Source organism: Bacillus sp. SIMBA_008, assembly GCF_046535495.1.
GTDB classification, from domain to species: domain Bacteria; phylum Bacillota; class Bacilli; order Bacillales; family Bacillaceae; genus Bacillus; species Bacillus subtilis.
The window spans coordinates 171553-198243 of record NZ_JAWRWL010000007.1 but is presented as its reverse complement, the minus strand read 5'-3'; the positions used below and the strand labels follow the sequence as shown (position 1 = coordinate 198243).

General features: G+C 36.9%; 25 protein-coding genes and 3 pseudogenes. 22 read left to right on the top strand and 6 right to left on the bottom strand.

The features are described 5' to 3' along the window. Positions 1-250: 250 nt before the first annotated feature. The 6 genes and pseudogenes from SB658_RS20375 (at position 251) to SB658_RS20350 (ending at position 5521) form a co-directional block, all read left to right on the top strand. On the top strand, positions 251-1021 hold the full coding sequence (locus tag SB658_RS20375; protein WP_144500757.1) for a putative immunity/bacteriocin fusion bifunctional protein: 771 nt from the start codon (positions 251-253) through the stop codon (positions 1019-1021). 117 nt (positions 1022-1138) lie between these two features. Next, positions 1139-1423 carry a hypothetical protein gene (locus tag SB658_RS20370; protein ID WP_070549034.1) on the top strand — a complete coding sequence of 95 codons (285 nt, stop codon included), beginning with the start codon at positions 1139-1141 and terminating at the stop codon, positions 1421-1423. Positions 1424-2454: 1031 nt separating this feature from the next. After that, positions 2455-2745 (top strand): hypothetical protein, encoded by a 291-nt coding sequence (locus SB658_RS20365; protein WP_144500756.1) that lies wholly within the window; start codon positions 2455-2457, stop codon positions 2743-2745. 255 nt (positions 2746-3000) lie between these two features. After that, positions 3001-3492 carry a hypothetical protein gene (locus tag SB658_RS20360; protein ID WP_144500755.1) on the top strand — a complete coding sequence of 164 codons (492 nt, stop codon included), beginning with the start codon at positions 3001-3003 and terminating at the stop codon, positions 3490-3492. Between the two features lie 24 nt (positions 3493-3516). Continuing rightward, positions 3517-3817, top strand: a pseudogene (locus tag SB658_RS20355) (T7SS effector LXG polymorphic toxin); the annotation flags it as partial. Positions 3818-4513: 696 nt separating this feature from the next. Beyond that, entirely contained in the window at positions 4514-5521 is a 1008-nt protein-coding gene (locus tag SB658_RS20350) for an NTTRR-F1 domain (RefSeq protein ID WP_144500754.1), read from the top strand. A 103-nt stretch (positions 5522-5624) separates the two neighbouring features. Here SB658_RS20350 and SB658_RS20345 read toward each other — a convergent pair whose 3' ends face one another. The 4 genes from SB658_RS20345 to SB658_RS20330 are packed head-to-tail and all read right to left on the bottom strand — an operon-like array spanning position 5625 to position 9490. Continuing rightward, the gene (locus SB658_RS20345; RefSeq protein ID WP_015713974.1) at positions 5625-6296 is read right to left on the bottom strand and encodes a glycosyltransferase family protein; all 672 of its coding nucleotides are present in this window, start codon (positions 6294-6296) and stop codon (positions 5625-5627) included. Next, a complete protein-coding gene (locus SB658_RS20340; protein ID WP_003231699.1) occupies positions 6293-7000 on the bottom strand; it encodes a class I SAM-dependent methyltransferase in 708 nt (235 codons plus the stop codon). The genes SB658_RS20345 and SB658_RS20340 overlap by 4 nt, the downstream gene beginning before the upstream one ends. Beyond that, on the bottom strand, positions 6987-8093 hold the full coding sequence (locus SB658_RS20335; RefSeq protein ID WP_015713975.1) for a tetratricopeptide repeat-containing glycosyltransferase family 2 protein: 1107 nt from the start codon (positions 8091-8093) through the stop codon (positions 6987-6989). The genes SB658_RS20340 and SB658_RS20335 overlap by 14 nt, the downstream gene beginning before the upstream one ends. After that, positions 8090-9490: a glycosyltransferase gene (locus SB658_RS20330; protein WP_003231695.1), complete on the bottom strand. Its 1401-nt coding sequence runs from the start codon at positions 9488-9490 to the stop codon at positions 8090-8092. The genes SB658_RS20335 and SB658_RS20330 overlap by 4 nt, the downstream gene beginning before the upstream one ends. Before the next feature lie 646 nt (positions 9491-10136). Here SB658_RS20330 and SB658_RS20325 point away from each other — a divergent pair. The 12 genes and pseudogenes from SB658_RS20325 (at position 10137) to xynB (ending at position 19129) form a co-directional block, all read left to right on the top strand. After that, entirely contained in the window at positions 10137-10673 is a 537-nt protein-coding gene (locus SB658_RS20325) for a GNAT family N-acetyltransferase (RefSeq protein ID WP_144500753.1), read from the top strand. A gap of 79 nt (positions 10674-10752) precedes the next feature. Further along, a complete protein-coding gene (locus tag SB658_RS20320; RefSeq protein ID WP_144500752.1) occupies positions 10753-11655 on the top strand; it encodes a CPBP family intramembrane glutamic endopeptidase in 903 nt (300 codons plus the stop codon). An 88-nt stretch (positions 11656-11743) separates the two neighbouring features. Continuing rightward, the gene (locus SB658_RS20315; RefSeq protein ID WP_029726895.1) at positions 11744-12124 is read left to right on the top strand and encodes a UPF0715 family protein; all 381 of its coding nucleotides are present in this window, start codon (positions 11744-11746) and stop codon (positions 12122-12124) included. 338 nt (positions 12125-12462) lie between these two features. Then, the gene (locus SB658_RS20310; RefSeq protein ID WP_154213091.1) at positions 12463-12627 is read left to right on the top strand and encodes a hypothetical protein; all 165 of its coding nucleotides are present in this window, start codon (positions 12463-12465) and stop codon (positions 12625-12627) included. A 75-nt stretch (positions 12628-12702) separates the two neighbouring features. Continuing rightward, positions 12703-12933 carry a helix-turn-helix domain-containing protein gene (locus SB658_RS20305; RefSeq protein WP_032725791.1) on the top strand — a complete coding sequence of 77 codons (231 nt, stop codon included), beginning with the start codon at positions 12703-12705 and terminating at the stop codon, positions 12931-12933. Beyond that, positions 12930-13565, top strand: a complete 636-nt coding sequence (locus SB658_RS20300; RefSeq protein WP_032725792.1) for a DUF3885 domain-containing protein — start codon at positions 12930-12932, stop codon at positions 13563-13565. Before SB658_RS20305 ends, SB658_RS20300 begins: the two co-directional genes overlap by 4 nt. Positions 13566-13679: 114 nt before the next feature. After that, positions 13680-14034, top strand: a pseudogene (locus SB658_RS20295) (hypothetical protein). A gap of 42 nt (positions 14035-14076) precedes the next feature. Next, positions 14077-14352 carry a hypothetical protein gene (locus SB658_RS20290; protein ID WP_144500751.1) on the top strand — a complete coding sequence of 92 codons (276 nt, stop codon included), beginning with the start codon at positions 14077-14079 and terminating at the stop codon, positions 14350-14352. 112 nt (positions 14353-14464) lie between these two features. Continuing rightward, positions 14465-14629 (top strand): hypothetical protein, encoded by a 165-nt coding sequence (locus SB658_RS20285; protein ID WP_003245467.1) that lies wholly within the window; start codon positions 14465-14467, stop codon positions 14627-14629. Between the two features lie 139 nt (positions 14630-14768). Then, positions 14769-15239 carry a hypothetical protein gene (locus SB658_RS20280; RefSeq protein WP_042975853.1) on the top strand — a complete coding sequence of 157 codons (471 nt, stop codon included), beginning with the start codon at positions 14769-14771 and terminating at the stop codon, positions 15237-15239. 866 nt (positions 15240-16105) lie between these two features. Continuing rightward, the gene (locus SB658_RS20275; protein ID WP_144500750.1) at positions 16106-17497 is read left to right on the top strand and encodes an MFS transporter; all 1392 of its coding nucleotides are present in this window, start codon (positions 16106-16108) and stop codon (positions 17495-17497) included. Positions 17498-17527: 30 nt separating this feature from the next. Next, positions 17528-19129: a xylan 1,4-beta-xylosidase gene (gene xynB / locus SB658_RS20270; RefSeq protein ID WP_038827889.1), complete on the top strand. Its 1602-nt coding sequence runs from the start codon at positions 17528-17530 to the stop codon at positions 19127-19129. A gap of 136 nt (positions 19130-19265) precedes the next feature. On the opposite strand, the gene xylR is transcribed toward xynB, so the two are convergent. Continuing rightward, complete coding sequence (xylR, locus tag SB658_RS20265) at positions 19266-20420, bottom strand: transcriptional repressor XylR (protein ID WP_085187692.1); 1155 nt, start codon at positions 20418-20420, stop codon at positions 19266-19268. Between the two features lie 237 nt (positions 20421-20657). Here xylR and xylA point away from each other — a divergent pair, with 237 nt between their 5' ends. The 3 genes and pseudogenes from xylA to SB658_RS20250 form a co-directional block, all read left to right on the top strand. After that, positions 20658-21995, top strand: a complete 1338-nt coding sequence (xylA, locus tag SB658_RS20260; RefSeq protein ID WP_015383743.1) for a xylose isomerase — start codon at positions 20658-20660, stop codon at positions 21993-21995. Positions 21996-22145: 150 nt separating this feature from the next. Beyond that, positions 22146-23645 carry a xylulokinase gene (gene xylB, locus SB658_RS20255; RefSeq protein WP_085187689.1) on the top strand — a complete coding sequence of 500 codons (1500 nt, stop codon included), beginning with the start codon at positions 22146-22148 and terminating at the stop codon, positions 23643-23645. A gap of 104 nt (positions 23646-23749) precedes the next feature. Then, positions 23750-23915, top strand: a pseudogene (locus SB658_RS20250) (glycoside hydrolase family 11 protein); the annotation flags it as partial. A gap of 213 nt (positions 23916-24128) precedes the next feature. Here SB658_RS20250 and yncB read toward each other — a convergent pair. Beyond that, positions 24129-24764 (bottom strand): endonuclease YncB, encoded by a 636-nt coding sequence (gene yncB, locus SB658_RS20245; protein ID WP_017697666.1) that lies wholly within the window; start codon positions 24762-24764, stop codon positions 24129-24131. Positions 24765-25176: 412 nt separating this feature from the next. Here yncB and SB658_RS20240 point away from each other — a divergent pair, with 412 nt between their 5' ends. Beyond that, positions 25177-26592: a sugar porter family MFS transporter gene (locus SB658_RS20240; RefSeq protein WP_031314948.1), complete on the top strand. Its 1416-nt coding sequence runs from the start codon at positions 25177-25179 to the stop codon at positions 26590-26592. Positions 26593-26691: the final 99 nt, after the last annotated feature.

Here is a 26691-nt window from a genome sequence, read left to right as displayed (position 1 = left end):
TTGTTTTGAAACAGGCCCGATATCTCAACAATTTCACCTGATGTATGGGATTTCTGTAATTGTATTTATGAACGAAAAGAAAGTGCAATTAGACAGTTTTTTGACAGTGAAAATAAAGTCCACTTATTTTTAAAGAGACATTTTTTGATAATTCAATAGAATTATCTGTTTTTTTGTTGATTTCACATTAGAAATAAGTTACATTCTTTATGGGGTGACCCAAAATATGGAAAAGTAGGAGGTATTTAATATGGGGAAGAAAGGCTTTTTTTCACTGTTAATGGCTTTCACACTTACATTAGTAACGATTTTCTCTTTTAATACTAGTGTTAAAGCTAACTCAAATGTTTTAGGGAATGTAAAAACAAATTGTACGTCATGCCAATCAGGGGTTCCTGAGTCATCGGGACCATTAGAAGATCAACAAAAAGCAAAAGAAATTGTCTATGCCTCAAAGGAATTTAAACAAAACAAGTTGGTGAAAAAACCAAAAAACAGCTTCTTTAGACTTTCAAATGAACAAGATGAAGAGATTGTAAATGTAAAAGAAGGCATGGCTGTGGTAACAATTCCTGTTGATGATATGGAGTCTGGATTAACATCAGCACAATATTTTGTTGATCTGAAAACTGAACAAATATTCGATACCATTGAAACTTACATTACATTTGATGAATCAGAAAAACTTCTTAATTTACAAATAAAACAATCTGGTAAAGTTGTCGAAGATGTAAACTTAACAGAAGGCGGAAAAGTCAAACTGGATAATGGAACAGAAGTTTCTGTAGAAGATTACTTAAAGGATTCAAAAGACTCTACGGAAGAAACAAAAGCATCAACTATGATGAGCTGCAGAACGGCTGTATCTTGGTTATATGATATAGCAAATGGAGGCTCTTGTGCTCTTTCTTGCTTAAGAATTGCGGCCATCAATCTAGCAATTGGCATTGGTTGCGGAACAGTTTGTGTTATTATTAAGAACAACTCAAAAAGCAAAGCAATAAAATTAATTTGCGGATAATTAAGAGAGGGGGGAAGAAATACCCTCTTTTTTATTGTAATAAAGATGCATTGAAAATGATCAGGTGCATATTATAAGATTTAGGAAATATTGTTATAAGGTGGTTTTGAACAACTCATGAACAGTATTCAAAAAGAAACTGAAAAGAGCAATGCATCTAGGGACTGGTTAATTTATATCACAGTATCAGTAATCTTTTTAATAGCAGTATCGGTATTTAGCTTTTTTGAACCTGAAGTTGATTTTAACGTTATGGCTCTCCGATTATTTGATGCTTTGATCAGCTGTATATTGATTATAAACGGTCTTTATTTTATGCAGAAAAACAAAGGGATAGCGGTCGTTTCCTTCCTTTTAGGGATAATTAATCTAGGGATATTAGCTGTTCTTTTGTTTCGTTAAAGAAAGAGGAGCCCAGCTCATATGAGCTGGGCTTTTTTAGATAATCCATATATTCTCTATTCTTTATCCCAAGAAAGAACACCTTTTCGGATAAGGTTTTTTATGGTTTCACGTATTTCCTGTTCGCATTTCCCGGTTTTTCTTTTGAGTTCAGGAAGGTCGGATTTTTCCCATAAAGACGCAAATTAACAAAAACCTGATATAACTTTCTTCGAAATCTGTCATGCTCTTGTGTTTTCTGCCTTCTTTACTCTCATCTCATACCAACAGGAAGAATGTAATATATAGCTACTGGCGCATCACATACTAATTTCATTTATATTCACTTCTTTCTTAAAACTCAGGTGCATTTAATTACAATTATATCTAGAGAGCTTTTTTGCTGCAACCATAAATACACAATAACAAAAAACTCATATGTTTTTGCACAATAATAGTCATCATTCCTATTAAATCACTGTTATAAAGAGTATCTATACTCTTTCCTAGGTAGTAAGCATATTATTCATAAAACATGCTTTTGACCAAAATTAAGACCAAAATTTGACCAAAAAAATTAACTAATCATACTTAATGTATTACAAATCTAAACGAATGAATTTGCTGAGACGCTTGATAAGTAAGGGTTTTGATTGTTATAGATTAGCTATTTTATCTAAAGAATCATGTTCCGCACGCAAGTACATCCTTTAGAACGCGAACAGTATATGTCTCAGTATTAATCTTTTAATCCCTTGGCACTATTGGTGTCAAGGGATTTTTTATGTTAATAGGTAATATATTATGGAGCGGCACTGCTAAAAGCAGGTCACTTTTATTTATGTCACTAATAAGACAATGTACTAAATTTTCAAGTAGGAAAATAATTTTATGCTTAAGGAAAGCAATACGCATAAATAATTCGACAAATTCTGTGGTAGTTTCTTTGTTCAATACTTCTACCAGCAATAGATGAGTGAACATTGACACTATAACCAAATAAATCCATAATTATGTTGAAATCTAAATCAATTTTCAAAAAGGAGATTTCTATGAAAAAATTGACTATCTTTTCCGAGGGATTAGGAGCGGTTTTTTCTGTACTGGCTCAACTGTTTGCGGTTATAGATGACTCTTACACTTTGGGGAATTTATGGTTTTTAGGTGCTTTGGCGGGAATTATAACCATGCTTGCTTCAATCCAGACAAATAATAAACCAGTCTTCAACATATTATTAATTACTAGTTCAATAATAGGTCTACTTGGAACTGGTCTTATATACATCATACCAACACTGTTCAATATAATAATAATTTATAAATTTTCAAAAGTAAGCCAATAGTAAAATAAAGGTTCTTTTTTATTTAGCATCCCTTTGACAAGGTCGGTGATGAATCTGAACAATGGAATTAGGGGCAGAACGCTTATGCTTGCAACTGGACCACACAGCTGGGGTATCCGTGGGCATGATTATCGAACGCCATATCTCTAGGATACCGGAATTGAAACATTTGCTGAGGCATTTCGTGAAGCTGATCACCAAATGACCATTTTCATAGAGGCACGTCTAAAGAAGCTATCATAGGAGGACAACAATGTGTGGAAAGCTTTAAGTCAATTACTCAAGAAACAGAAAAATCAAAGCCCAAGCGATGAAGATTATATACAGATTCCAGAAAAGGATTTTAATCTAGAATTAAAACAAATGATATTTGAGTTGGAGAGCCAGGGGGAAGTAGTATCGAAAAAGCTGCAGAATAAGTATATAGATGTTTTTGAAGCACAGGGTAAACCAAACCTTAGCATCAAAATTTGTAGAGACATAGATGGAGATGTGCTAAATGATTTTACAGCTGAGAGATGTTTTGAAAAAGAGTACCGTTCACAAATAGCAATTAATTACTATCAACCTGCGATAGTCTGTGATGATGAAGAATTAGACTGTTTCACAATGGATTTGTGGTATTACTACGGTGGATATAAAGGGACGGGTTGTGGAACTTTATTCGATTTAAATAATAATGACTTAGAAAAAGAAATTGAAGAGGCGCTAATATTTTTACTCAATGACAAACAATTCGAGAAATAAAAAAGAAAGCCTCAAAGAGCTTTCAATCAACTGATGAAGCTAAGAAAAGCGTTTAAGAATTAGCTGACTTGGGTGACAGCGAGTTTTCCGGGAAGGGTGCAGACAACATTAAAGCATTTTATCATGATCATGCCGGCATTACAGATCAATGTATCGATCGGATTGACATGGAAATTGCTTTCTTAAGCATCATTTCTGCAAAACTTGTAGATGCAAAGATGTAAGATACTTACATAGAAGAGTCATTTTTAAAACATGAGCTGGCTAACGATTACACAAAATCAAAATTCATATGTCTGAACAAAAGAAAACGATGAAAGAATTGAATAAATATCTTAAGAGGATAAAAAAGTAGGAATTGAAATATTTAAAAGGGCTATTAGGCTCCAAAACGCTTGCAAAAGATTTAAAAATCCAAATGAATGTTTAAGTATTTGTTTTCAGGTTTAGTGATAACTATGTCTATACTTAAAATTATATCCATTTGATAATCCAGAGAGAAAACCTTAATGTCCCGTTTAATAGGGGAAAGAACTATGATATCTCCTAGTCACCAATATATAAGAAATGGGACAAGCAAAGATTTGTTAGGCGCAACTTTAATTAAATAAATAAAATAGCAATCTTGTGATAATAGTAGCTAAGCTGTTGGTACCCTTGCCAGCAACTTTTATAAAACGTTTTTTTGACTTTGAGTTGCTCTTTCTTAGTCTGATAAAACTTCTTCATTAGCGTCCGCTTCTCAATCTAGGATATGTGAAATCCTCAATCGCATTGCAAATTCCCGAAAAGCTTTTTCTGTCTTTAAATCAAGTCCAAACTTCATTCTCTCGGCCGTCTAAGAAGCTAATTTACTGCTTCTTCTTTTCAGGTTCCATGTATCGGTCTTTACAGTGTCTGGGAGAAAAAGTGATTCGGGGCATTCATCTTTTTTTATTTCAGCTAGCGAAGTGAAAGACCGATGGCATTTTTCCTGCATATAATAGCTGGAACTATTCAAAAAGGCAGGGAATGAAGTTGAGTGAATGATGTGATTGTAAATGGAGGTTTTGAAACAGGCAATCTGACGGGCTGGGCTTCTGCAAATACGTCCGTTATTAATACTTTTGCCCATTCTGGAAGATATTCCGCACAGTTTTTCAGTAACCAGCCGTATGCTTTTTTAGGGCAGATCGTGCCTGTCGTTTCTGGACAATCTCTGATATTCATCGTTTCGCTTGGGAGAATTGGAAACAATTCAAGTCCCCAAGTAACTATACAAATTTTATTTGTTAACAGTGAAGGCGAAGAGATTGAAGGCGGACAGGAAATTATCATTGCTTCCGGAAATTTGCCAAATGTCTCATTTAATACATGGAATGAAATATATAGAACAATTGAAACCCCCGCTGAAGCAGTAAACGCAGTAGTGGTAATAAGCAAAACTACTTTTGGGTCTGTTCTAATTGATGATGTTTCTTTAATAGAGTCTGCTGGGGGAATTGGACCGACTGGACCAACAGGTGCAACGGGAGCAACAGGATCAACCGGAGTAACCGGAGCAACAGGTGCCACAGGAGCAACAGGACCAACAGGAGCCACAGGATCAACCGGTCCAACTGGAGTAACAGGAGCAACCGGTTCAACCGGGGCAAATCCACAGCTGTTTTACAGTGAAATAGCAGGCCCCGTTCCGCTTGCTATTAACGGTACTGAAACGTCGATTGGTACTTTAAGTGTGCCAACAGTCGCAGGACAATTAATAAAATTAGACCTTGCCATTTCTGTAGATGTTACAACGACAGCTAACTCAAACTTTACTTTTCAAACCAGAATTTATAGAAACGGAGTATTAGTAGATACACGCTCCGTCCAAAGAAATATCAACGCTGCAATTACGTCAAGATTTCCAATTGCTACAACGTATGTAGATGCTACAACGGTCACAGGCACGACTTCTTATGAGATTAGGATAATCTTCACAACAGTAAGTAATGTGAGTGGCAGCAACGCACTAAACCTAGATATAAATGCTATTAGGTTCCCTTAATAATAGAGAATTAAAAAATCACTTTTTTAAAAAATTTCAAGCATATGAAACAAGAAACCTACTTTTAAACAGTAGGTTTCTTTGTCGTGGTATTGAAATCTTATCATGTCTCGGAATATTCCTCCAAAAATTTTTTAAGGTAATAAGAATACTGGTTTGTATCAAACTCGTTGCCGCATGCATGTAAGACCCAAGGCTCTTTCTGATGAGGGATGCCCACTATATATCCTTTTTTTCTGAACTCAAAACATTGAGAAGTATCATATAAATGCCATCCGTCAAAAATATCTTTTCGCCATGGAACATCGTACTGAGTAGCTAGCAATAAACCATCCAATGCTTGAACTGTTTTCACAGTTTCATCTATTTCATCAAATAATAAATAGTTGTACGTACTGCGGTATTCAATGACTTTTCCGGCTTTTTTAGAAGCCTCCCACCAAATCCCGCTTTGCGGCACTTCTTCAGCTCCTATGACGCCTATCATGCCAAGCTGATCATTCTGCTGAAAGACATGGAGAATATCATAAATAAAGGAACGATTGATGATAAATGTGTCCTGATGTAAATACACTTTATATTTTGAGTCAGAGTCCTCCATTGCCGCCTGGTAGCCGGACGCCATACTGTCTGCGTCTCGGATATTGATTAATTTTACCTTCATATGCGGCGGTACAGAAAGAGACTGAATATGTCTTAGACAGAGATCATAAAGGGTATCGTCATTCACACATGTAATGAAGCTAATTGAATTTTCGTTTGTATGCTGATTCATCTTTTCTCTGCCTTTATGACATATTGATAGGCTCTGGCCTCCTCCTCAAGATCTGCATGGTGAATTCCCATGCATGATCTGACATAAGCAAGTTTGCTGATCATTTTTTCATAATAATGAGTCGTAAAAACAATAGGCTCGATTTGGCTGATCTTGTAGCCTGTTTCATGAAACATCTTTTTCATTTCCTCCAAGGTGAAAAAACGGAAGTGTGTTTTATCGAGCAGCCCTGCCTGTATATACGTCCATTTGCCGGACAGCAGACTTTCGAAAATCGAGATATGTCCGATATTCGGGATGCTTGCCAAGATACTCCCTGTTTCTTTTACGTAAGGCTTGATGTTACCTAAAACTGCCCACGGGTCTATTAAGTGCTCCAGAACATCACCGAAGATAATGTGATCAAATGTGTTTTTTTGAAAAGGCAGCTTCAGTGTTTCAATGTCTCCCGTTATTACTTCGTCAATATAATGTGTTGCTTTTTCGGAAGCTGGTGGATAAGACTCGATCCCATAATAGGAGCAATTCGTTTTTTTCTTCACAGCTGCGCCAAACAAGCCTTCAGCACATCCAACTTCAAGAATGGTTTTCGCATGCGGTTCTATCAGATCAAATAGCTGCCAGTTGATGCCTTTGTAATACTCTTTATCTTTTAGCTCATACTCTTTCATAGAATCAGCAAGTGAATTTTTATTGATTTCCATGATGTTCACCCCCGGAGCCGTTCTGCATCTTTAGAATATCTTCAAAATATTTTTTGTTGGCTAGCATTCTTGAATCATGGGGGCGGTATTGTAATGCCGATTCATTATGCTGATAGGCAAGCTGATGCTGGCCGAGTTTATCGTAGCAGACGGCTAATTGCAGGTGGGGAAGCCAGCTCGCGCAGGCGCGGTTTTGAAAAGCCAGGTTTTCTGCTCCTTTGTTTTCTATTGCTTTTTCATACCAATAGACCGCACTCTGAAAATCGTTTTTTTCTAAAAAAGAGTATCCCAGCCTGCAGCAGGTTTCTGCTCTAGGCGGTCCATAGACGAGCGTGTGGAGCACCCAGCTTAATTCTTTTTCCTTCAGTCCCAATGAATGATAGCAGTCTGCTAATTTATTGCACGCTCTGATATTATCCTCGACCCATCCCTGCTTCGTTTGTAAAAAACGTAAATAGTACTCAATCGCTTGCTCCATTTTTCCGTGATCACACAACTCGTTCGCATAGTAAAATAAATCTCTTGGAGAAAAACCCTTTCCTGACGAGACCATTTTTTCATAAATTCGGAGGTTGCGATCTGCGTCACGGCTAAGTGGCAGGTGAGAAACCGCTGCATCACTGTGGTGAAGTTTCCCATATACTTCTAGGTATTCATGAACCGCGCCGATCCATTTAAAGCTCTTTTCCCGTTTTACGAGCCGGTATCTCCTTAAGCTGGATGTGACGTTATTTTCTTCATCAAAAGCCAAATGGTATTTCATTGAGACCGCGTCTATATCCGGGTCAAGCGTTCTTTTTAAATCCAATAACAGCTCTTGATCTTTCTTGGTAAACACGTCGTCGGCGTCAAGCCATAAGATATAGTCGGATGTCGCCTGCTGAAACGAAAAATTTCGGGCTGCCGCAAAATCGTCAATCCATTTAAAATCAAAGATTCGGTCTGTATAGCGAGCAGCAATGTCTTTCGTCTTGTCAACTGACCCGGTATCCACAATATTGATCTCATCAGCTATCTCCTGCACAGAATCTAAGCATCGGCCAATAACAGCCTCTTCATTTTTTACAATCATGCATAAACTGATTGAAATCACATCGCCACCTCCGTTTTATTCTGTTTTTTCTTTATGGCATGGACAAACATGTAATCAATATGGGCATGTTTTGACAAGTGATCCAAAGACAAACCAAATTGCCCGGCAAGGAATTGAAGTTCTTGTAAAAAGAGCTGTATGTTTGATTCAGTATCGGAGGAATGGGAGGTGATGGATTTTATGTCATAAAGATATTCAGGAAATAGGGTATTTACGTTGCGAGGTGTGATGAAATGTGTGTACGTCGATGCACCACATAATAAAGAGAAAAATGTATCTGCATAGGCAGTATTTGGGATGCTGCAAATCAGCGAGCCAGAAGGCTTTAGATAAACGGCAAGAGTCTCAATTGTATGTCTGGGATTTTTTGAGCAGTTTAAAAGGTCACCGATCAAAATGACATCGAAAAAGGACTCAGGGTAAGGGAGGTCGCATGTTTCCACATCTGCCGAAATGACTTGTTCGTAATAGGGGCTTGCAATGGTCTGCAATAACTCATCCTTTTCAATCCCATACAATAAACAGGATTGCCGGTTCAAAAGCTCTGTCCCCGCAGCTCCCGTGCCGCAACCGATATGTAAGATAGAGTCGGCTTCCGCTGGCACAAGTGCTGTCAGCTGGGGCTGGGAGTCAAAGAATGTTGTTACATCCACCTTCCATTTATCGATGAAGCGTTGCCGGTTTTCTTCGTATAATTGACTGATGCTTAAATCTGGATTGCCTGTAAACGTGGCATGACCGTGATGGTGGACAAACGAATCAAGGGCGATTTTTAGCTGATACCCCGCTTGCAGTACGCGGAGGCTTAAATCATCATCCTCAAATGAACCGCCTACAAAACGTTCATCAAAACCGCCGACTTCATCCAACACCTTCTTTTTGACAAGCAGGCAAAATCCGACCAGCCTCAATACAGCTTTTGATCTGCCTCGCTGCTGCAAACAGTAAAGACGAGAAAAATCTTCAATTTCTTCAACGTTTGTGTAGTTAACGGGAACTTGCTGCGGACCGCTGACATAATTGCTTACAGGCCCGACCATGCCGATTTTATCATCCTGATAAAGCAGCTTGATCATTGGCTCCAGCCATTGATTTGTTACAACAGTATCATTGTTTAAAAAAAGAATATTGTCCCCTGAGGCAACTTCAAGACCCTGATTACAGGCTTTTGCGAAGCCTTCGTTCGTTTTATTAAAAATCGCCTTAATTGAAGTTATCTGTTTGAGGTAGTCACGTGTACCGTCATGAGAGCCGTTATCTATAACAATTACTTCTATACAGTCATTATTCGTATGCTTCCATATGCTCTCCAAGCATTGTTTTGTTAAAGCTAATTGATTATAAGTCAGAACAATAATACTCGTTTTCACTATAACCTCCGCCCTTCGCCATATCATTCGGATACTATATGTATATCGTAATGTTCAGACGGAATGATTCTTTCCTGTAAAAAGGAGAATGCTGCTTAAACGTAAAAATGTGAATGGTTTTTTAAAGAAAAACTCGATGAATTTGTTTTACATTTAGTTTTCCCTTAAGGGGATCAACAAGGTTGGGGAATTCAGGGAAATAGGGATGATAAGTTGCCTTAACCAGTTTGTATGAAAGTTATATTTAATTCTTTCTGTATTAAATGGTGAATTAGGAGTTATATATTTAGATCTTCTAGTCTATGAGGCACTTGAATTTAACAAAGAATTGCTATCGAGACTATTTGAGATGCGTCGCAAATCCACAAACTTTAGAAGAAGAGATCATTTGCTCCAACACAAGCCCTCCTATATTAAATATGTAATATTTTATCATATTTAAATGAATATGGAAGACTAATGTTATATTAAAAAACAAAAAAGCCTCCTGTTAAATTAAGAGAAGGGTAAGGGAATTATTTTGGAGAATCATATTCCTTTGCTTCTTCATAGTCAGAAATCCTTGAGTTGTTCTAGCAAGAGGCAATATTGTTGAATAAGGATAGTTTTAAAGAGGTTATTGTTGTCTTAATATCGAAATAAAGATCAAGTAAGCATGAGGGGAGTTGCTTTAATGCACATCACAACAAAAAGGTTATTGATACGTAAATTTGAATTCAAAGATTGGCAGGCTGTTTATGAGTATACATCAGATAGTAATGTGATGAAGTATATACCAGAAGGGGTTTTTACTGAAGAAGATGCAAAGGCATTTGTAAATAAAAACAAAGGTGATAACGCTGAAAAATTCCCTGTCATACTAGAAGATGAAGACTTTCTAATAGGTCATATTGTTTTTTATAAGTATTTTGGTGAACATACATATGAAATCGGGTGGGTGTTTAATCCCAATTATCAAAATAAAGGGTATGCTTCTGAGGCAGCCCAAGCTATCTTGGAATATGGATTTAAAGAAATGAACTTACATAGGATTATAGCTACGTGTCAACCTGAGAATATTCCTTCATACCGAGTTATGGAGAAGATCGGAATGAGAAGAGAAGGATTTTTTAAAAAATGTATTCCAAAAGGCAATGAATGGTGGGATGAATATTATTACGCTATTTTAGAGGAAGAGTGGGATTGTAAGAGGGGTAATGCAGGAAATTGAAACCATAACAGTTATAGAACGTATAGTTTATAGTAGGGCTTATAATGCTTAATATGAATGATGTGAGAGGGATACACAAATGCAAATTCATCTTACCAAAAGCGAAAAACTAGACAATCATCACAAATGGTTAGGAACCGTCTTGCTCAGTTGGGGAACATTCGTATTTGCTTTGTTTTTTGCTACTTTAGTCGGTTCAATGGCTAGCCAAGCAGGAGCTTCTAAGCTTTTGAAGCAAGGCATCCAAGCAGGTTTAGTCACATTAATAACTGTCCCGTTGCTCTACATTCTTCTTAAACGGATGTCTAGTAGACCCTTTTATTCTATAGGACTGTCTGGGTGGCGGCAAGCCATTCCGAAAGCCATAATAGGAGCAATATATGTGATTGTATTATCCGGGTCTGGTTTCGCTATCGCCCATTTATTAGGCTGGATCAAAGTTACACAATTTCACTTCTCTGTCCATTTAGTGACAGCATTGCTCTTAAATATGATTATCGCTTTCTTTTATGAAGCTTTTCCAGAGGAATTAACTTTTCGGGGGACGGTGTACTATGCTCTAAATAAGCGTTGGAACTGTTTTATTGCCTTACTCCTACAACCAATCCTGTTTGTGCTTGCACCAATAATTGTAAGTGTTTTGCAATATATAGCTGGAATTGAATCACCTGCTATCACATTAGATTACATCGTTTTATTGTTGACTTTTGGATACATCCTTCAACTCCTGCGTATTGTAACAGGAAGCTTATGGACGTCTATCGCTTTTCATCTGGTCTTTCTCGAAAATTCTCGGTTCTTCGTCCTGCAGGGGAAGGAGCGCTTTATTACCTATGAAGAAATTGTTCCGGGAACAGGTGCGCTGTTTGTGATCTTTTTTATGTTGCTTATTGTCGGTACTCTACTCTTAATACCTGTTGCGATAACTCGCCGAAATACTATTCAATGGCGGAAGAATGAGAAATGCGACCAAGATGTTTAATTTCTAAGTAGAACAGTAGTTTTAAAATGATTTTAAGGAGGATCTAGACAATGTTGAAGAAGCATTCATTAAGAAAGAGGTTATAAACATGCAAGTTTTAAGGATCATATTTGTTCATGTCTTGTCCGCGTTATCAGCTGCTGTTGTTTATGTTTTTGGCATTGGTTATGACGGCTACATACCATACTTCCTAATAAGTGTTCTTCTCTTTATCTTTTATTTAATCTTTGCTGCACCTGTTCAATATTTCTTAAATCGCAATCCAAAAAGGTTTAACGCGAAATATTTACTCATATACATATTCTTTTCCTTCTTAGTATGGTTATTCTTCGCTTTCATTACTGATCCAAAAAACACCTTAAACTTTCTGATGGGATATGAAATATACTTGTTTAGCGTCTCATTTGCTGTAATATTTTGGATCTGGGACTCGGTTTTTCTGCAAAACATTGGGAGGGTAGCAGCGTAGCTTAAATCATCACAATCCTTTTCCTTATGCACGGTCAAAAAGCTCTTTCATTTACCGAATTACGCCATAAACGGGTAAAGGGAGAGAGGGATGAAAAGGGTTAATCGTTTAACTTTGGTTTGCTTAGGCTTAGTCTCAAGTTTTAATCTTCCGAATGCTGAAGCAAAGCTAACGGTGGATTAAACAAATGTAGACTTTGTTTTGAGCGAGGAATCAACAATTGTCTTCATGGCAGATAATTTCGACCGGAATTCCGACCGCACTTGGTTATAAATTCACAATACACAATAATAAAGACTGTACTCTAAATATGAAACTTAGCAGAATAGCTCTAACTGATGGATATTTTCAAGGAGCGAGAAAGAATTCCAGGAAGTTATTTGGACTACAGTGCAGCAGATCGAGTAGAAGGTGATCAGTTGGAAATAACAAAAAGTTCAGGCTTCGGCGATGTGTGGATAAAAGGTACTTATGGATTTGAACATGAAGAGCGGGATTATTAAATTCAGCGAGGTCAAGGATCCATTATAAACTTAATGATCATTTTAAGTGATCAAAAATAACTAAAAGGTGAGAATATGATTAAATCAAAGGTAAAAACGATTATAGACCAAAGAAAGATCAGTATCCGGAAACTTTCCAGAGATATTGATCATGAGTATCCAACTGTCAGAAAGCTATATAATAACGAAATGGAGCGGTATCCGAGAGAGCTGTTTGATAAAGTCTGGCCCTATCAAAACATCGAACTGCATGAGTTGTTGATATTCCAAAAAGATCATATTCCTAAAGTGAGAATGTCTAAATGAAGATAATGGAGTATATGGAGGAAAGGTTTCAAAACCTCGAATTAATTCCTAGCATCTATAATCAATGGGGCACAGGAATCCATTTTTGTCTTGGGGAAAATATCTATCAACTCAAAGCAAATGAAGAATTGAATCTAAAGATGTTTCGGGTTGTATATGAACAAACCTCAATCATTTTTAATGAATTATTTGAACAAAATGATGACATATTCCTTGTGACGAATATGTATAAGCACAAAAAGAAAGAGAAATGTATAAGAAAATTAAAGGTGTATCAACCGTTTCTAAAATGTAAAAATCATTTGAATCAAATTATGGTGAAGACATATCCCTACCCTTTCGAAATCAATAAAGCTGAAGAATACGAGATGCAACAATTTTCCCTGTTATGCAAACCTCGAGACTTACGTGTAACTGAATTACTTAAAGCAGCCAGTAATGAGGATTTTCCACAAAAACCGAAATTCGGAGGTTACTCTATTGATTACCCTGATGTTTTCTTTGTGAACATTACAAAAGACATTATTTTCTTTATCTATGATGACCGCGGATGCGAAGTCATAGCTCATGATTTCAAACGAATACGTCACCTTTATGAAAAGTATCACGACTGGGTAGAAGAGTATAAGTGAATGTAATACTTTTTTAAAAACGATTTATATCAGGAAAGGCAGAATTAGATTATGAGGGCCTTACATACAAGATTTAAACGGTTATTGAAACTGAGAAACTTAGAATTTTTTCAGTTGGTATTATGTGATGATGAGAGATCTGCATTTTTATTAGTAGTTGATAAAAGATTAGTGGATTTTGATTCTCAAGGTGGAAACCATATTAGTGTTTATTTAGCTACTCACTTTGAGTTATCTGATCAATCGTATAAAGATGTATTAAGCTTTAATGATGATCTTTTGGGTATGAAGCATAACTGTTCGTATGCAATGGATATTCTAAGCGTTAAAGAGGAATTTGATTTCGATTTCCCATTTAATATGCTTGCAAATAAAAAGCTACGTACAAGAATTAATAAAAATGTTAGGGATTGATATAACTCTGCCTGAAATGAAAGAAAGAGATTTTGACAAACTTTCTCAAGACTAAATAAAACTACAATTTTAAGGAGAACGGAGACTTGCTTTCAATATGAATATTAGAAAAGCTGCAGCTATTTTTTCAATCACGATTCCAATTATCTCAGCTATTTTAATTATTAATTTTTTTACGGGAGTTATGTCAATTCCGTGGCAAGGAATGCCGGTGTTTTTTCCATTATTACTTTCTCCTATAGGAATCATTTTAGCGTTCGTTTCAATAAAGACAAATAAACGGTGTGCTGTATATGGGATTGTCTTAAATGCAATTATGTTTCCATTTCCTTTTTTCTGGTTTATCGGAGGGACTTTGTTTTTTGGAGTTTAAAATCCATTAGGCATTACGCTTATACATTGGTATTTTCGAGCTTGTCAAAAGAAGGAATAAAAAAACTTCAGAATTGCTTGGCTTTACTTTATGTTGAAAGGGGTCGAGTAAGGTGGATAGGAAAAAGGATGAAATACAAAGAAAATATAGGGAACAAATGAGGGAGAAGAAAGAACGAGAAAAAGAAGATGGCAGTTCACATACTTTTGAAATTGTTGTTGTGCTAGCCATTATCATTTTGATGTTTTTCTTTAATTCAGTTTTCAAGGCTTTTTAGATATTGTACAGATGACTTTCAGGATGTTTGAAAAAATAACCCTTTGAGATATATACCACATGAAAGTATTGAAGGACTTATGAAAATTCAAGAACTAGTTGAATCTTAATAATTAATCACCAAATAATGGGGATGTAAAATGAAATTGTATAATGAATTTATCAATATAGCTAAAACGTTTAATAAAGAGTTAGACATCATTCCATTATTATATGGATCTTTAGGTCTTGAAAAGGTAACTGGGTTAGACTTTTCCCCAGAAGATATTGATATCCTTATTCCTTTAATTTTTTTAGAGGAAAAGTGGGAAAAACTAAAAAAAGTGATGGAACTGCATGGATACAAAATGGTTGATTTACATGAGCATGAATTTAAGAAAACTAATACAAAAATAGGCATTGCTTACATTGAGGATTTAAAACCATTTGCAGATGTAGACTATAATAATCTAGAGGTTTTTGAAGATGGCGGAGCGAAATATCATTTGCTAACGATTGATGATTACCTCAAGGTTTATAAAAAGTCTTTATTAGATGGTTATAGAAGAAGGAAGAAGAATCATAAAGACCAAAGTAAAATTAACATATTGAATAAATTAATACGGAATTAATTTCTGTATTCTCTTTTGTTTCCAGTCTCAATTAAAATTTTTAAGATTAAAATAAGTTTGAAAGGATAAATCATAGTGTTTAACACAACCATTAATCCTCAGACAGTCAAAAAGCCATTTCTACTCCGGTTGAAAGCTTTTCAATTTTTGCTTCTTATTTATCTTTCCTGTATTGATATATGTATGTAGGGTTGGACTTATAACATAAACTATTCTGGCCATTCCTGTTCTTTCAATTCATGACCGGGCTTGCCATCAGCATAAATCTAGGCTAACAGTCTCCATACATCCTGTGATCACCTTTATCAAACTCTTAAATGCAACTTACCACTAACCAATTCTTTATTTCGCATAGATCATCTTTGTCATGTGTTTACACAAGAATCTGTTTTCGGACTGATCGTCGTTAACTGATACATGACATTCGCAAATATTTGAGACACTGAATATAACGAAACAGTCAAAAATCAATATTTAATTCATTCTGTTTAAACTATCTGAAAAAGATGTTGAAAAAGTTGAAAGGATTTTATAATATTAAATCAAGTTAGTTTGTTCGATCAACAAACTAATAAGATAAAATTTCATTGTCCACAAGATAAGGTCTTACTGAATATGGATGGAAGGGGGATAAGAGGATCGATTTAATGGAGCTAAACAATATAAGAAACGAAAGAATGAGGCTTTTATCCTTTTCCAGGTATATAAGGTATGACGAAAAAAGATGAATTTTCTGCTTGCTGATCACCATATTTTTTCGCACTGTTTTGAAAGCGCTTTTATAAAAGTTTACTGACCGTAAATTCGAGAAATTGTTATACCGTTTCACACTGTTCCATATTAAAGGATCGAAAAGGGGAGAAATCATGCTCAGTGAAAATGTAAAGAAGATTAGCATGGTTGAAAAAGTTGGATATGCGTCTGGAGATTTTGCTTGTAATTTAATTTATGCAACAGTGTCTACGTATCTTTTGTTCTTCTATACAGATGTTTTTGGTTTATCGGCAGCAGCAGCCGGTACTATGTTTTTAGTGGTTAGAATAATCGACGCTCTCGCTGATCCTTTTATTGGAACAATAGTTGACAGAACGAACAGCAGATTTGGACGTTTTAGACCGTATCTTTTATTCGGAGCTTTTCCATTTGTCATACTGGCAATACTCTGTTTTACAACACCAGACTTTACGGATATGGGGAAATTAATATATGCCTATATAACCTATGTTGGCTTGTCGCTTACATACACAACGATAAACGTTCCATATGGCGCGTTAACTTCTGCAATGACTAGAAATAATCAAGAAGTGGTTAGTATAACTTCTGTTCGCATGTTATTTGCGAATCTTGGGGGACTTGTCGTTGCATTTTTTGTTCCCTTACTGGCTGCTTATTTAAGCGATACTTCCGGCAACGAGTCTCTTGGCTGGCAACTAACCATGGGTATTTTGGGAATGATAGGCGGGTGCCTTTTAATCTTTTGTTTTAAAAGCACAAAAGAGCGGGTCACTCTTCAAAAATCCGAAGAAAAAATTAAATTTACGGATATATTTGAGCAGTTTCGTGTTAATCGGCCACTTGTTGTATTAAGTATTTTCTTTATTATTATTTTTGGAGTGAATTCCATCAGTAATTCGGTTGGCATTTACTACGTAACGTATAACTTAGAAAGAGAGGATTTGGTGAAGTGGTACGGTTTGATAGGAAGTTTGCCCGCTTTGGTCATTTTACCGTTTATTCCAAGGCTTCATCAATTTTTGGGGAAAAAGAAATTACTAAACTATGCATTATTACTGAATATTATCGGCCTCTTAGCTTTACTGTTTGTTCCGCCAAGTAATGTTTACCTCATACTTTTCTGTCGATTAATCGCTGCTGCTGGAAGTCTCACTGCCGGGGGATATATGTGGGCGCTTATTCCTGAAACAATAGAATATGGAGAGTACAGGACTGGGAAAAGAATGGGTGGGCTCATTTACGCTATAATCGGATTTTTCTTTAAGTTTGGTATGGCCTTAGGAGGAGTTGTTCCGGGTCTGGTTCTTGATAAGTTTGGATATGTAGCAAATCAGGCACAAACCCCAACGGCATTAATGGGGATTTTAATTACAACAACCATTATTCCCGTGTTCTTGCTTGTTCTAGCTTTAATTGATATTAATTTCTATAACTTAGATGAGAAAAAATATAAAAACATGGTTCGAGAATTAGAAAATAGAGACAAAGTTTATTTGGATCATATTGACGATTTCAAGGCTTAAAAAAGAAAATAAACTGAGGAGGAATTCCATATGAAAATTATCAATCCCGTACTTAAAGGATTCAATCCCGATCCAAGTATTTGTAGGGCAGGAGAGGATTATTATATCGCGGTATCTACATTTGAGTGGTTCCCGGGAGTCCAGATACACCACTCAAAAGATTTAGTAAATTGGCACTTAGTTGCACATCCATTACAGAGAGTTTCACAATTAGACATGAAAGGAAATCCAAATTCAGGTGGGGTTTGGGCACCATGTTTAAGCTATAGTGATGGGAAGTTTTGGCTGATCTATACGGATGTTAAGGTAGTAGATGGCGCATGGAAAGATTGTCACAATTATTTAGTTACTTGTGAAACGATTAATGGTGATTGGAGTGAGCCGATTAAATTAAATAGCTCGGGGTTTGATGCTTCTTTGTTCCATGATACGGATGGAAAAAAGTATTTATTAAATATGTTATGGGATCACCGTATTGATCGGCACTCATTTGGAGGAATTGTTATACAGGAATATTCTGATAAAGAGCAAAAATTAATCGGTAAACCAAAAGTCATATTTGAAGGAACGGATAGAAAACTGACAGAAGCTCCGCACCTTTATCATATCGGGAACTATTATTATTTATTAACTGCAGAAGGAGGAACACGGTACGAACATGCTGCTACAATTGCCCGTTCTGCAAATATAGAGGGGCCATATGAAGTTCATCCCGATAATCCAATTTTAACGTCATGGCATGACCCAGGAAATTCATTGCAAAAATGTGGTCATGCATCCATTGTTCAAACACATACAGATGAGTGGTATTTAGCTCATTTAACGGGACGTCCTATTCATCCTGACGATGATTCAATTTTTCAGCAGAGAGGATACTGTCCTTTGGGCAGAGAAACAGCTATTCAAAAACTTTACTGGAAAGATGAATGGCCCTATGTAGTAGGTGGAAAAGAAGGAAGCTTGGAGGTAGATGCACCTTCTATACCCGAAACAATATTTGAAGCAACGTACCCGGAAGTTGATGAATTTGAGGATTCAACATTAAATATAAATTTTCAAACTTTAAGGATTCCATTCACGAATGAATTAGGTTCATTGACTCAAGCGCCAAATCATTTACGATTATTCGGTCATGAATCATTGACCTCGACATTTACTCAGGCATTTGTAGCCAGACGCTGGCAAAGTCTCCATTTTGAAGCCGAAACTGCTGTTGAGTTTTATCCGGAAAATTTTCAACAAGCCGCTGGATTAGTGAATTACTACAATACAGAGAACTGGACGGCTCTTCAAGTCACGCATGATGAAGAACTTGGCCGCATTCTTGAATTAACAATATGTGACAACTTTTCTTTTTCACAGCCATTACACAATAAAATTGTTATTCCTCGTGAAGTAAAGTATGTATATTTAAGAGTAAATATTGAAAAGGACAAATATTATTATTTCTATTCTTTTAACAAAGAAGATTGGCACAAAATTGACATTGCACTGGAATCGAAAAAATTATCAGATGATTACATCCGTGGGGGAGGATTCTTCACAGGGGCCTTTGTAGGGATGCAATGCCAAGATACCAGTGGTAATCATATTCCGGCCGACTTTAGATATTTTCGTTATAAAGAAAAATAATTTGCACATGAAAAAGGAGATTTCTATTTTAGAACTCCTTTTTCATATGAGAAGGTGCCTATGTCACTATTGCTTCAGAAATACTCCTAGAATAAAAAAACTCATCTTTAAAGATGAGCTGTCCATTCCATTAAAATTACATTGTAACCATGTCCAGAAAATGATCAATCACAATGGAGGACATTCCTAATGCCGGCGCATTCTGTCCTAAGGAAGATGGCAATAATTCATAGCTATTGCCTAATTGGGAATAAACCCTTGACGACACTTCACTTCTCATTGAATTTAAAACCATAGGATGCGATTCAATTATGCTATTTCTTAAAATTACGGCCTGTGGGTTGAAAGTATTTAAAATATTGGTAAGGCCTATTCCTAAATAGAATCCAAAATTCTGTAATGCGTTTAAGGTTCCGATATCATTCAGATGGGCGAGGTCTATGATATCTTGATAGGACAGTTTTTTCTCTTTGGTCTGAAGAGATTTTAATAAAGCCTTCTCTGAAGCATACAATTCCCAGCAGCCTCGGTTTCCGCAACTGCATTTAGGACCATTAAAGTCTATTGTCATATGTCCCATTTCTCCAGAGAAGCCGCTTACTCCTCTATATAAATGATTGTTGATAATAACACCGATCCCTATTCCTGTGCTGATACTTACGTAAATAATGTTATCGTGATTTTTTGCAGCTCCAAATACTTTTTCTCCATATGCGCCAGCATTTGCCTCATTTTCAATAAAAACAGGCACATTGTACTTCTCTTGTATTGAAGATTTTAAGTCAATATCTCTCCAGTTGGAGTTCGGAGTGAAAACAATTTTTTGATCTTTATCAATGAGTCCAGGCACGCAAATACCTATACCAATAAGCCCGTACGGAGATTGGGGCATTTGCGTAATAAAGTGATGAATCATATCAATCAAAATGTCTTTCGTTATTTCTGGAGAATTGGATTCCAAATGGCGGTATTGATCAAGAACGATTGTTCCTTCAAGGTCTGTTAAAATGCCATTGATATAATCCACACCAACATCTATTCCTACGGAGTATCCTGCCTTTTTATTAAAAACAAGCATGACAGGTCTTCTTCCGCCACTTGATTGTCCTTGACCTATTTCAAATACCAGATTTTCTTTCATTAACGTGTTTACCTGTGATGAAACAGTTGATTTATTTAATCCAGTCATTTCAGATAATTTTGCTCTTGAAATAGGTGAATTTTTAAGGATTTCTTTTAATAATAACTTTTGATTTACTTTTTTGACAAAGGTTTGATCAGCGATATCCACTTCATCCACTCCATTTGTTTAATCTTTAAATTAAGTATGAACATAGTACATAGCGAATCTTCCCTTTATTATATCTAATGTGTTCATAAAAAACTAAAAAAAATATTGAAAATACTGATGAGGTTATATAAGATGAAAATAAGTTAGTTTGTTTAAACAACAAACTAACAGGTCACTTACTATATGAAATAAAATGCATCTGTATTTGAATGAATTTATTTTTAAGGGGGAAATCACATGGCTCAATCTCATTCCAGTTCAATCAACTATTTTGGAAGCGCAAACAAAGTGGTTTACGAAGGGAAAGATTCGACTAATCCTTTAGCATTTAAATATTATAATCCTCAAGAAGTAATCGGCGGAAAAACGATGAAAGAGCATTTGCGATTTTCTATTGCCTATTGGCATACATTTACCGCTGATGGAACAGACGTTTTTGGAGCAGCTACGATGCAAAGACCATGGGATCACTATAAAGGCATGGATCTAGCGAAGATGAGAGTAGAAGCAGCATTTGAGATGTTTGAAAAACTAGATGCACCATTCTTTGCTTTTCATGACCGGGATATTGCACCAGAAGGCAGTACGCTAAAAGAGACAAACCAAAATTTAGATATGATCGTGGGCATGATTAAAGATTACATGAGAAATAGCGGCGTTAAGCTATTATGGAATACCGCAAACATGTTTACGAATCCCCGTTTCGTCCATGGTGCCGCGACTTCTTGCAATGCAGATGTGTTTGCGTATGCTGCAGCACAAGTGAAAAAAGGGTTAGAAACAGCAAAAGAGCTTGGCGCTGAGAACTATGTATTTTGGGGCGGCCGTGAAGGATATGAAACATTGTTAAATACCGATTTAAAATTTGAGCTTGATAATTTGGCTAGATTTATGCATATGGCAGTGGATTATGCGAAGGAAATCGGGTACACAGGGCAGTTTTTGATTGAGCCAAAACCAAAAGAGCCGACCACCCATCAATACGATACAGATGCAGCAACAACCATTGCCTTTTTGAAGCAATATGGCTTAGACAATCATTTTAAATTAAATCTTGAAGCCAATCATGCCACATTAGCCGGGCATACATTCGAACATGAATTACGCATGGCAAGAGTACATGGTCTGCTTGGCTCTGTTGACGCAAACCAGGGTCATCCTCTTTTAGGCTGGGACACGGATGAATTTCCGACGGATTTATATTCTACGACATTAGCAATGTACGAAATCCTGCAAAATGGCGGCCTTGGAAGCGGCGGATTAAACTTTGACGCGAAGGTCAGAAGATCTTCTTTCGAGCCTGATGATCTAATATATGCCCATATTGCAGGGATGGATGCATTTGCAAGAGGATTGAAAGTTGCCCACAAATTAATCGAAGATCGTGTGTTTGAAGATGTGATTCAACATCGTTACCGCAGCTTTACTGAAGGGATTGGTCTTGAAATTATAGAAGGAAGAGCTAATTTCCACACACTTGAGCAATATGCGCTAAATCATAAATCAATTAAAAACGAATCTGGAAGACAGGAGAAATTAAAAGCGATATTGAACCAATACATTTTAGAAGTATAACAGGATAAGCTCCAGATCCTGCTATCAATACCAAGTCACTGAATTACCCGTCATGATTCCTTTCCTATTGCTTGTTGTTATGACGGGTAACTTCTATAATTAGGATTTATTTAGAGTGAATGGTTTTTTAAAAGGGCAAGGAGTGAAAAAATGAAGTATGTCATTGGAATAGATCTTGGAACGAGTGCTGTTAAAACCATTTTAGTTAACCAAAACGGCAAGGTTTGTGCAGAAACGTCCAAAAGGTATCCGCTCATCCAAGAGAAGGCGGGATATAGTGAGCAAAATCCTGAAGACTGGGTGCAGCAAACAATTGAAGCATTGGCTGAATTGGTTTCTATATCCAATGTTCAAGCCAAGGATATTGACGGGATAAGCTATTCGGGACAAATGCATGGATTAGTACTGCTTGACCAAGATCGTCAGGTGTTACGTAATGCAATTCTTTGGAATGATACCAGAACAACGCCTCAATGTATAAGGATGACCGAGAAATTTGGCGATCATCTTCTTGACATCACAAAAAACCGTGTTTTAGAAGGGTTTACATTACCTAAAATGTTATGGGTTAAGGAACATGAACCTGAACTTTTTAAAAAAGCTGCTGTGTTTTTGCTTCCGAAAGACTATGTGCGATTCCGTATGACCGGTGCCATTCACACCGAATACTCCGATGCAGCAGGAACTTTACTTTTACATATTACTCGCAAGGAGTGGAGCAATGATATTTGCAATCAAATTGGTATTTCTGCAGATATTTGTCCTCCGCTTGTTGAATCTCATTATTGTGTAGGGTCGCTGCTTCCGCACGTTGCCGCCAAGACCGGGCTATTAGAAAAAACAAAAGTGTACGCTGGGGGAGCAGATAATGCTTGCGGCGCTATTGGAGCAGGTATCCTTTCTTCCGGAAAAACATTATGCAGTATTGGGACGTCAGGGGTCATACTTTCCTACGAAGAAGAAAAAGAAAGAGACTTTAAAGGGAAAGTCCACTTTTTTAATCATGGAAAAAAGGATTCTTTTTATACGATGGGCGTCACGCTCGCTGCAGGATACAGCTTGGACTGGTTTAAAAGAACGTTTGCACCAAACGAATCGTTTGAGCAATTATTGCAGGGGGTGGAAGCTATTCCGATAGGAGCCAATGGACTGCTATACACTCCTTATTTGGTTGGTGAAAGAACGCCGCATGCTGATTCTTCTATTCGGGGAAGCTTGATCGGAATGGATGGAGCCCATAATAGAAAGCATTTTTTGAGGGCAATAATGGAAGGTATCACATTCTCTTTAGATGAATCAATTGAGCTATTCCGCAAAGCGGGAAAATCAGTTCATACTGTTGTTTCTATTGGTGGGGGAGCTAAAAATGATACGTGGCTGCAAATGCAAGCTGATATTTTCAATGCGAGGGTAATTAAGTTAGAAAATGAACAAGGGCCAGCTATGGGGGCTGCAATGCTGGCTGCTTTTGGAAGCGGTTGGTTTGAATCACTTGAAGAATGTGCAGAGCAGTTCATTCGTGAGGCTGCTGCATTTTATCCAAAGGCACAAAATGTACAAAAATATAAAACACTATTTGATTTGTATAAGAACATTTACACTCACACAAAGGATCTCAATACAGCTTTGAAGAGCTTTCGAAAAAACTAATGATGTTATTGTCTGGAGATCAACCGAAGAACAATTAATGATCAATCATCATTAAAGGCCTTTGATGACATGGCTGCCTTCTTTTGAAAAGATGGTGAGAATAAGGTATGGCAACCTTTAAACAGTATTGGAGTGTCCAGCAGACAAAACGAACGAGCGGAACCGTATTCTGTCAGCGAACACTTCAAGAAGTGGGAAAGCTTAGGAATGCCAATGGGTAAGATGTATGAAACCGCGCTAACGACGGTAGAGGGATCTCTTGATTTATGATGAAATAGGAAGGATGTTTACACACAAATAACCCCCTCACATTGACGTGAAGGGGTGTTTTTTATTGTTACTATACAGCGGAAATTTTACAGGCTAGTTGATGATTTTAGCTTGATAAGCAGAATGGAAACTAGACACGCCATCATCTCTTTCTCATTCTTTGGAAACTGCATTCTGCTAGGTTTGCTGCTTTTTTTAACGAACAGTGTTTTTCTATTTCACACAGCCATTAAATCCTCTGTTTGTCACATAACCGCTCTTACTCCAAATTGACAGTTTATCTGATTTTGCTTCTTGCTCATCTAGTCTGAATTGGTCTATGTATTTTGTGTTAGGCTCATATACATATGCTACTCTGGCCAATCCCTCTTTCAATAATGTCTCTTGAACAGATTTGCCGTCAACATAAACGTATGCTAACAGTCTTCCATACTTATCTCTGCGATCGCCTTTATCAAATTCCAGCTGTAGCTTACCGCTGTTGACCAATTCTTTATTTCGTTTCGACGCATCCTCACCGTATGGTTGAACACAAGAATTTGGTTTCTTCGTCTCAGGTGTATCAACGAGCAAGTAGCGAACTGTGTCTTTCTTTCCGTTGTAAATAACCTTAATCGTATCTCCATCTATTGCTCTATCTAATGTAACATTGACCAATTTCTTCTGCTTTTTTGAATGAGGCGTGCCGGCCTTTTGTTCTGTCTGATTATATTCATTAGATTGAGTATCTTGAGAGACTTGCTCCGTCCCATTAGAATCTGAATGGTTTTTGGCTGCGTGATGTGATCCGCAAGCTGCCAAAGTAATACTTAAAACGATTGCGATCATACTGATCAAAATCTTCTTCATATTGATTCCCTCTTTATCATTTTCTCTTTTCGCGATTAAACATCATCATTATAACGATATGGACATTTTTTGTGAATGGAAAACTTCAAGGGAACTTATAACACTCAAATTGCCAATAGTTAACTTCACAACGAGATGATCAAAACATCACCATCACATAGCGGAAATAAATAATCCTGAAAATAATATTGACTGAAAATGCTTTTGGAATTATGATAATATGAGAAATGACAATGATGTGACAAAAACATTACTACAACATAACAATTAATAGCTTAGGTTTATTCTATTGACTAAAAATGTAAACGGTTACAAATCCAGAGGCGAAAATCTAAGATAGAGATGACTTTAGTTTTGACTCAATATCCACACTGAAAGAGCTTATTAAGTATTCTTAATAAAGGCAGGGGAAATGGATATGAATGAACATCGAAATCGAAGGTTGAAATTAATAATGATTTCAGCAACTTTTGGAGGGCTTCTCTTTGGATATGACACCGGAGTTATAAATGGAGCTTTACCTTTTATGGCAAGGCCAGATCAGCTTGATTTAACACCGGTTACAGAAGGGCTTGTTACGAGTATTCTTTTATTAGGTGCCGCGTTTGGAGCGTTGTTATGCGGAAGATTGGCTGATCGATATGGCCGCCGTAAAATGATCCTTAATCTTTCCTTTTTATTTTTCCTGGCATCACTGGGAACAGCGTTAGCACCTAACGTTTTCATCATGGCGGTCTTTCGTTTTTTACTGGGGCTGGCTGTTGGAGGAGCCTCGGCGATGGTGCCGGCCTTTTTAGCAGAAATGGCACCGCATGAAAAGAGAGGGCGTATGGTAACCCAAAATGAACTAATGATTGTTGGCGGGCAATTTTTAGCATATGTTTTTAATGCGATCCTCGGTGTAACAATGGCAAATACGGGACATGTTTGGAGATACATGCTTGTCATTTGTGCTGTACCGGCTATCATGTTATTTGCCAGTATGCTTAAGGTACCAGAAAGCCCCCGATGGCTAATCTCCAAAGGCAAAAACAGTGAGGCGCTGCGAGTTCTTAAACAAATTCGAGAAGATAAACGTGCAGAAGCTGAATGTAGAGAAATTCAAGAAGCGGTAGAAAAAGATACAGCACTAGAAAAGGCATCACTCAAGGACTTTTCTACACCATGGCTGCGCCGTCTTTTATGGATTGGAATCGGTGTTGCCATAGTGAATCAAATTACAGGTGTGAACTCGATTATGTATTATGGCACACAAATCCTTAAAGAATCTGGTTTTGGTACAAAAGCGGCTTTAATCGCTAATATTGGAAATGGGCTGATATCAGTTATTGCAGTTATATTTGGGATTTGGCTGGTCGGAAAAGTGAGACGGCGTCCAATATTATTGATTGGTTTGGCGGGGACGACTACAGCGCTCCTATTGATTGCGATTTTCTCAATTGTGCTTGATGGATCTATGGCACTTCCTTATGTAGTGCTTTCTTTGACCGTTTTATTTCTTGCCTTTATGCAAGGGTGTGTAGGACCTGTGACTTGGCTTGTCATAGCGGAAATATTCCCTCAAAGGTTAAGAGGACTTGGTTCTGGGATAAGTGTTTTTTTCCTTTGGATATTAAACTTTGTGATCGGTTTTGCTTTCCCGATCTTGCTTAGCTCTGTAGGTTTGTCTTTTACATTCTTTATATTTGTGGCTTTAGGTGTATTGGCAATCGGTTTTGTATACAAATTCATGCCGGAAACAAAGGGGCGTACACTTGAAGAATTAGAAGCGCATTTTCGTTCTCGACACGATCATAATACTCCTGAACAATCAATTATTGAGGTATAAATATGTTGAAAATCTCTCTTCTTATAGGAGGGATTTTTTTAGTTTCAGAAAAAACAAAATCCCTCTGGTAGAGGGATTTTGATTCAGCATTTTAAGATG

Bases quoted from the DNA above. Each gene is read 5' to 3' on its own strand.
- SB658_RS20280 (WP_042975853.1), top strand. From the start codon at position 14,769: ATGAAATTGTATAATGAATTTATCAATATAGCTAAAACGTTTAATAAA.
- xylB (WP_085187689.1), top strand. From the start codon at position 22,146: ATGAAGTATGTCATTGGAATAGATCTTGGAACGAGTGCTGTTAAAACC.
- SB658_RS20320 (WP_144500752.1), top strand. From the start codon at position 10,753: ATGCAAATTCATCTTACCAAAAGCGAAAAACTAGACAATCATCACAAA.
- SB658_RS20315 (WP_029726895.1), top strand. From the start codon at position 11,744: ATGCAAGTTTTAAGGATCATATTTGTTCATGTCTTGTCCGCGTTATCA.
- xylA (WP_015383743.1), top strand. From the start codon at position 20,658: ATGGCTCAATCTCATTCCAGTTCAATCAACTATTTTGGAAGCGCAAAC.
- SB658_RS20365 (WP_144500756.1), top strand. From the start codon at position 2,455: ATGAAAAAATTGACTATCTTTTCCGAGGGATTAGGAGCGGTTTTTTCT.
- SB658_RS20340 (WP_003231699.1), bottom strand. From the start codon at position 7,000: ATGGAAATCAATAAAAATTCACTTGCTGATTCTATGAAAGAGTATGAG.
- SB658_RS20275 (WP_144500750.1), top strand. From the start codon at position 16,106: ATGCTCAGTGAAAATGTAAAGAAGATTAGCATGGTTGAAAAAGTTGGA.
- SB658_RS20305 (WP_032725791.1), top strand. From the start codon at position 12,703: ATGATTAAATCAAAGGTAAAAACGATTATAGACCAAAGAAAGATCAGT.
- SB658_RS20290 (WP_144500751.1), top strand. From the start codon at position 14,077: ATGAATATTAGAAAAGCTGCAGCTATTTTTTCAATCACGATTCCAATT.
- SB658_RS20375 (WP_144500757.1), top strand. From the start codon at position 251: ATGGGGAAGAAAGGCTTTTTTTCACTGTTAATGGCTTTCACACTTACA.
- SB658_RS20310 (WP_154213091.1), top strand. From the start codon at position 12,463: ATGGATATTTTCAAGGAGCGAGAAAGAATTCCAGGAAGTTATTTGGAC.
- SB658_RS20240 (WP_031314948.1), top strand. From the start codon at position 25,177: ATGGATATGAATGAACATCGAAATCGAAGGTTGAAATTAATAATGATT.
- SB658_RS20330 (WP_003231695.1), bottom strand. From the start codon at position 9,490: ATGATATGGCGAAGGGCGGAGGTTATAGTGAAAACGAGTATTATTGTT.
- xynB (WP_038827889.1), top strand. From the start codon at position 17,528: ATGAAAATTATCAATCCCGTACTTAAAGGATTCAATCCCGATCCAAGT.
- SB658_RS20325 (WP_144500753.1), top strand. From the start codon at position 10,137: ATGCACATCACAACAAAAAGGTTATTGATACGTAAATTTGAATTCAAA.
- SB658_RS20345 (WP_015713974.1), bottom strand. From the start codon at position 6,296: ATGAATCAGCATACAAACGAAAATTCAATTAGCTTCATTACATGTGTG.
- yncB (WP_017697666.1), bottom strand. From the start codon at position 24,764: ATGAAGAAGATTTTGATCAGTATGATCGCAATCGTTTTAAGTATTACT.
- SB658_RS20300 (WP_032725792.1), top strand. From the start codon at position 12,930: ATGAAGATAATGGAGTATATGGAGGAAAGGTTTCAAAACCTCGAATTA.
- SB658_RS20370 (WP_070549034.1), top strand. From the start codon at position 1,139: ATGAACAGTATTCAAAAAGAAACTGAAAAGAGCAATGCATCTAGGGAC.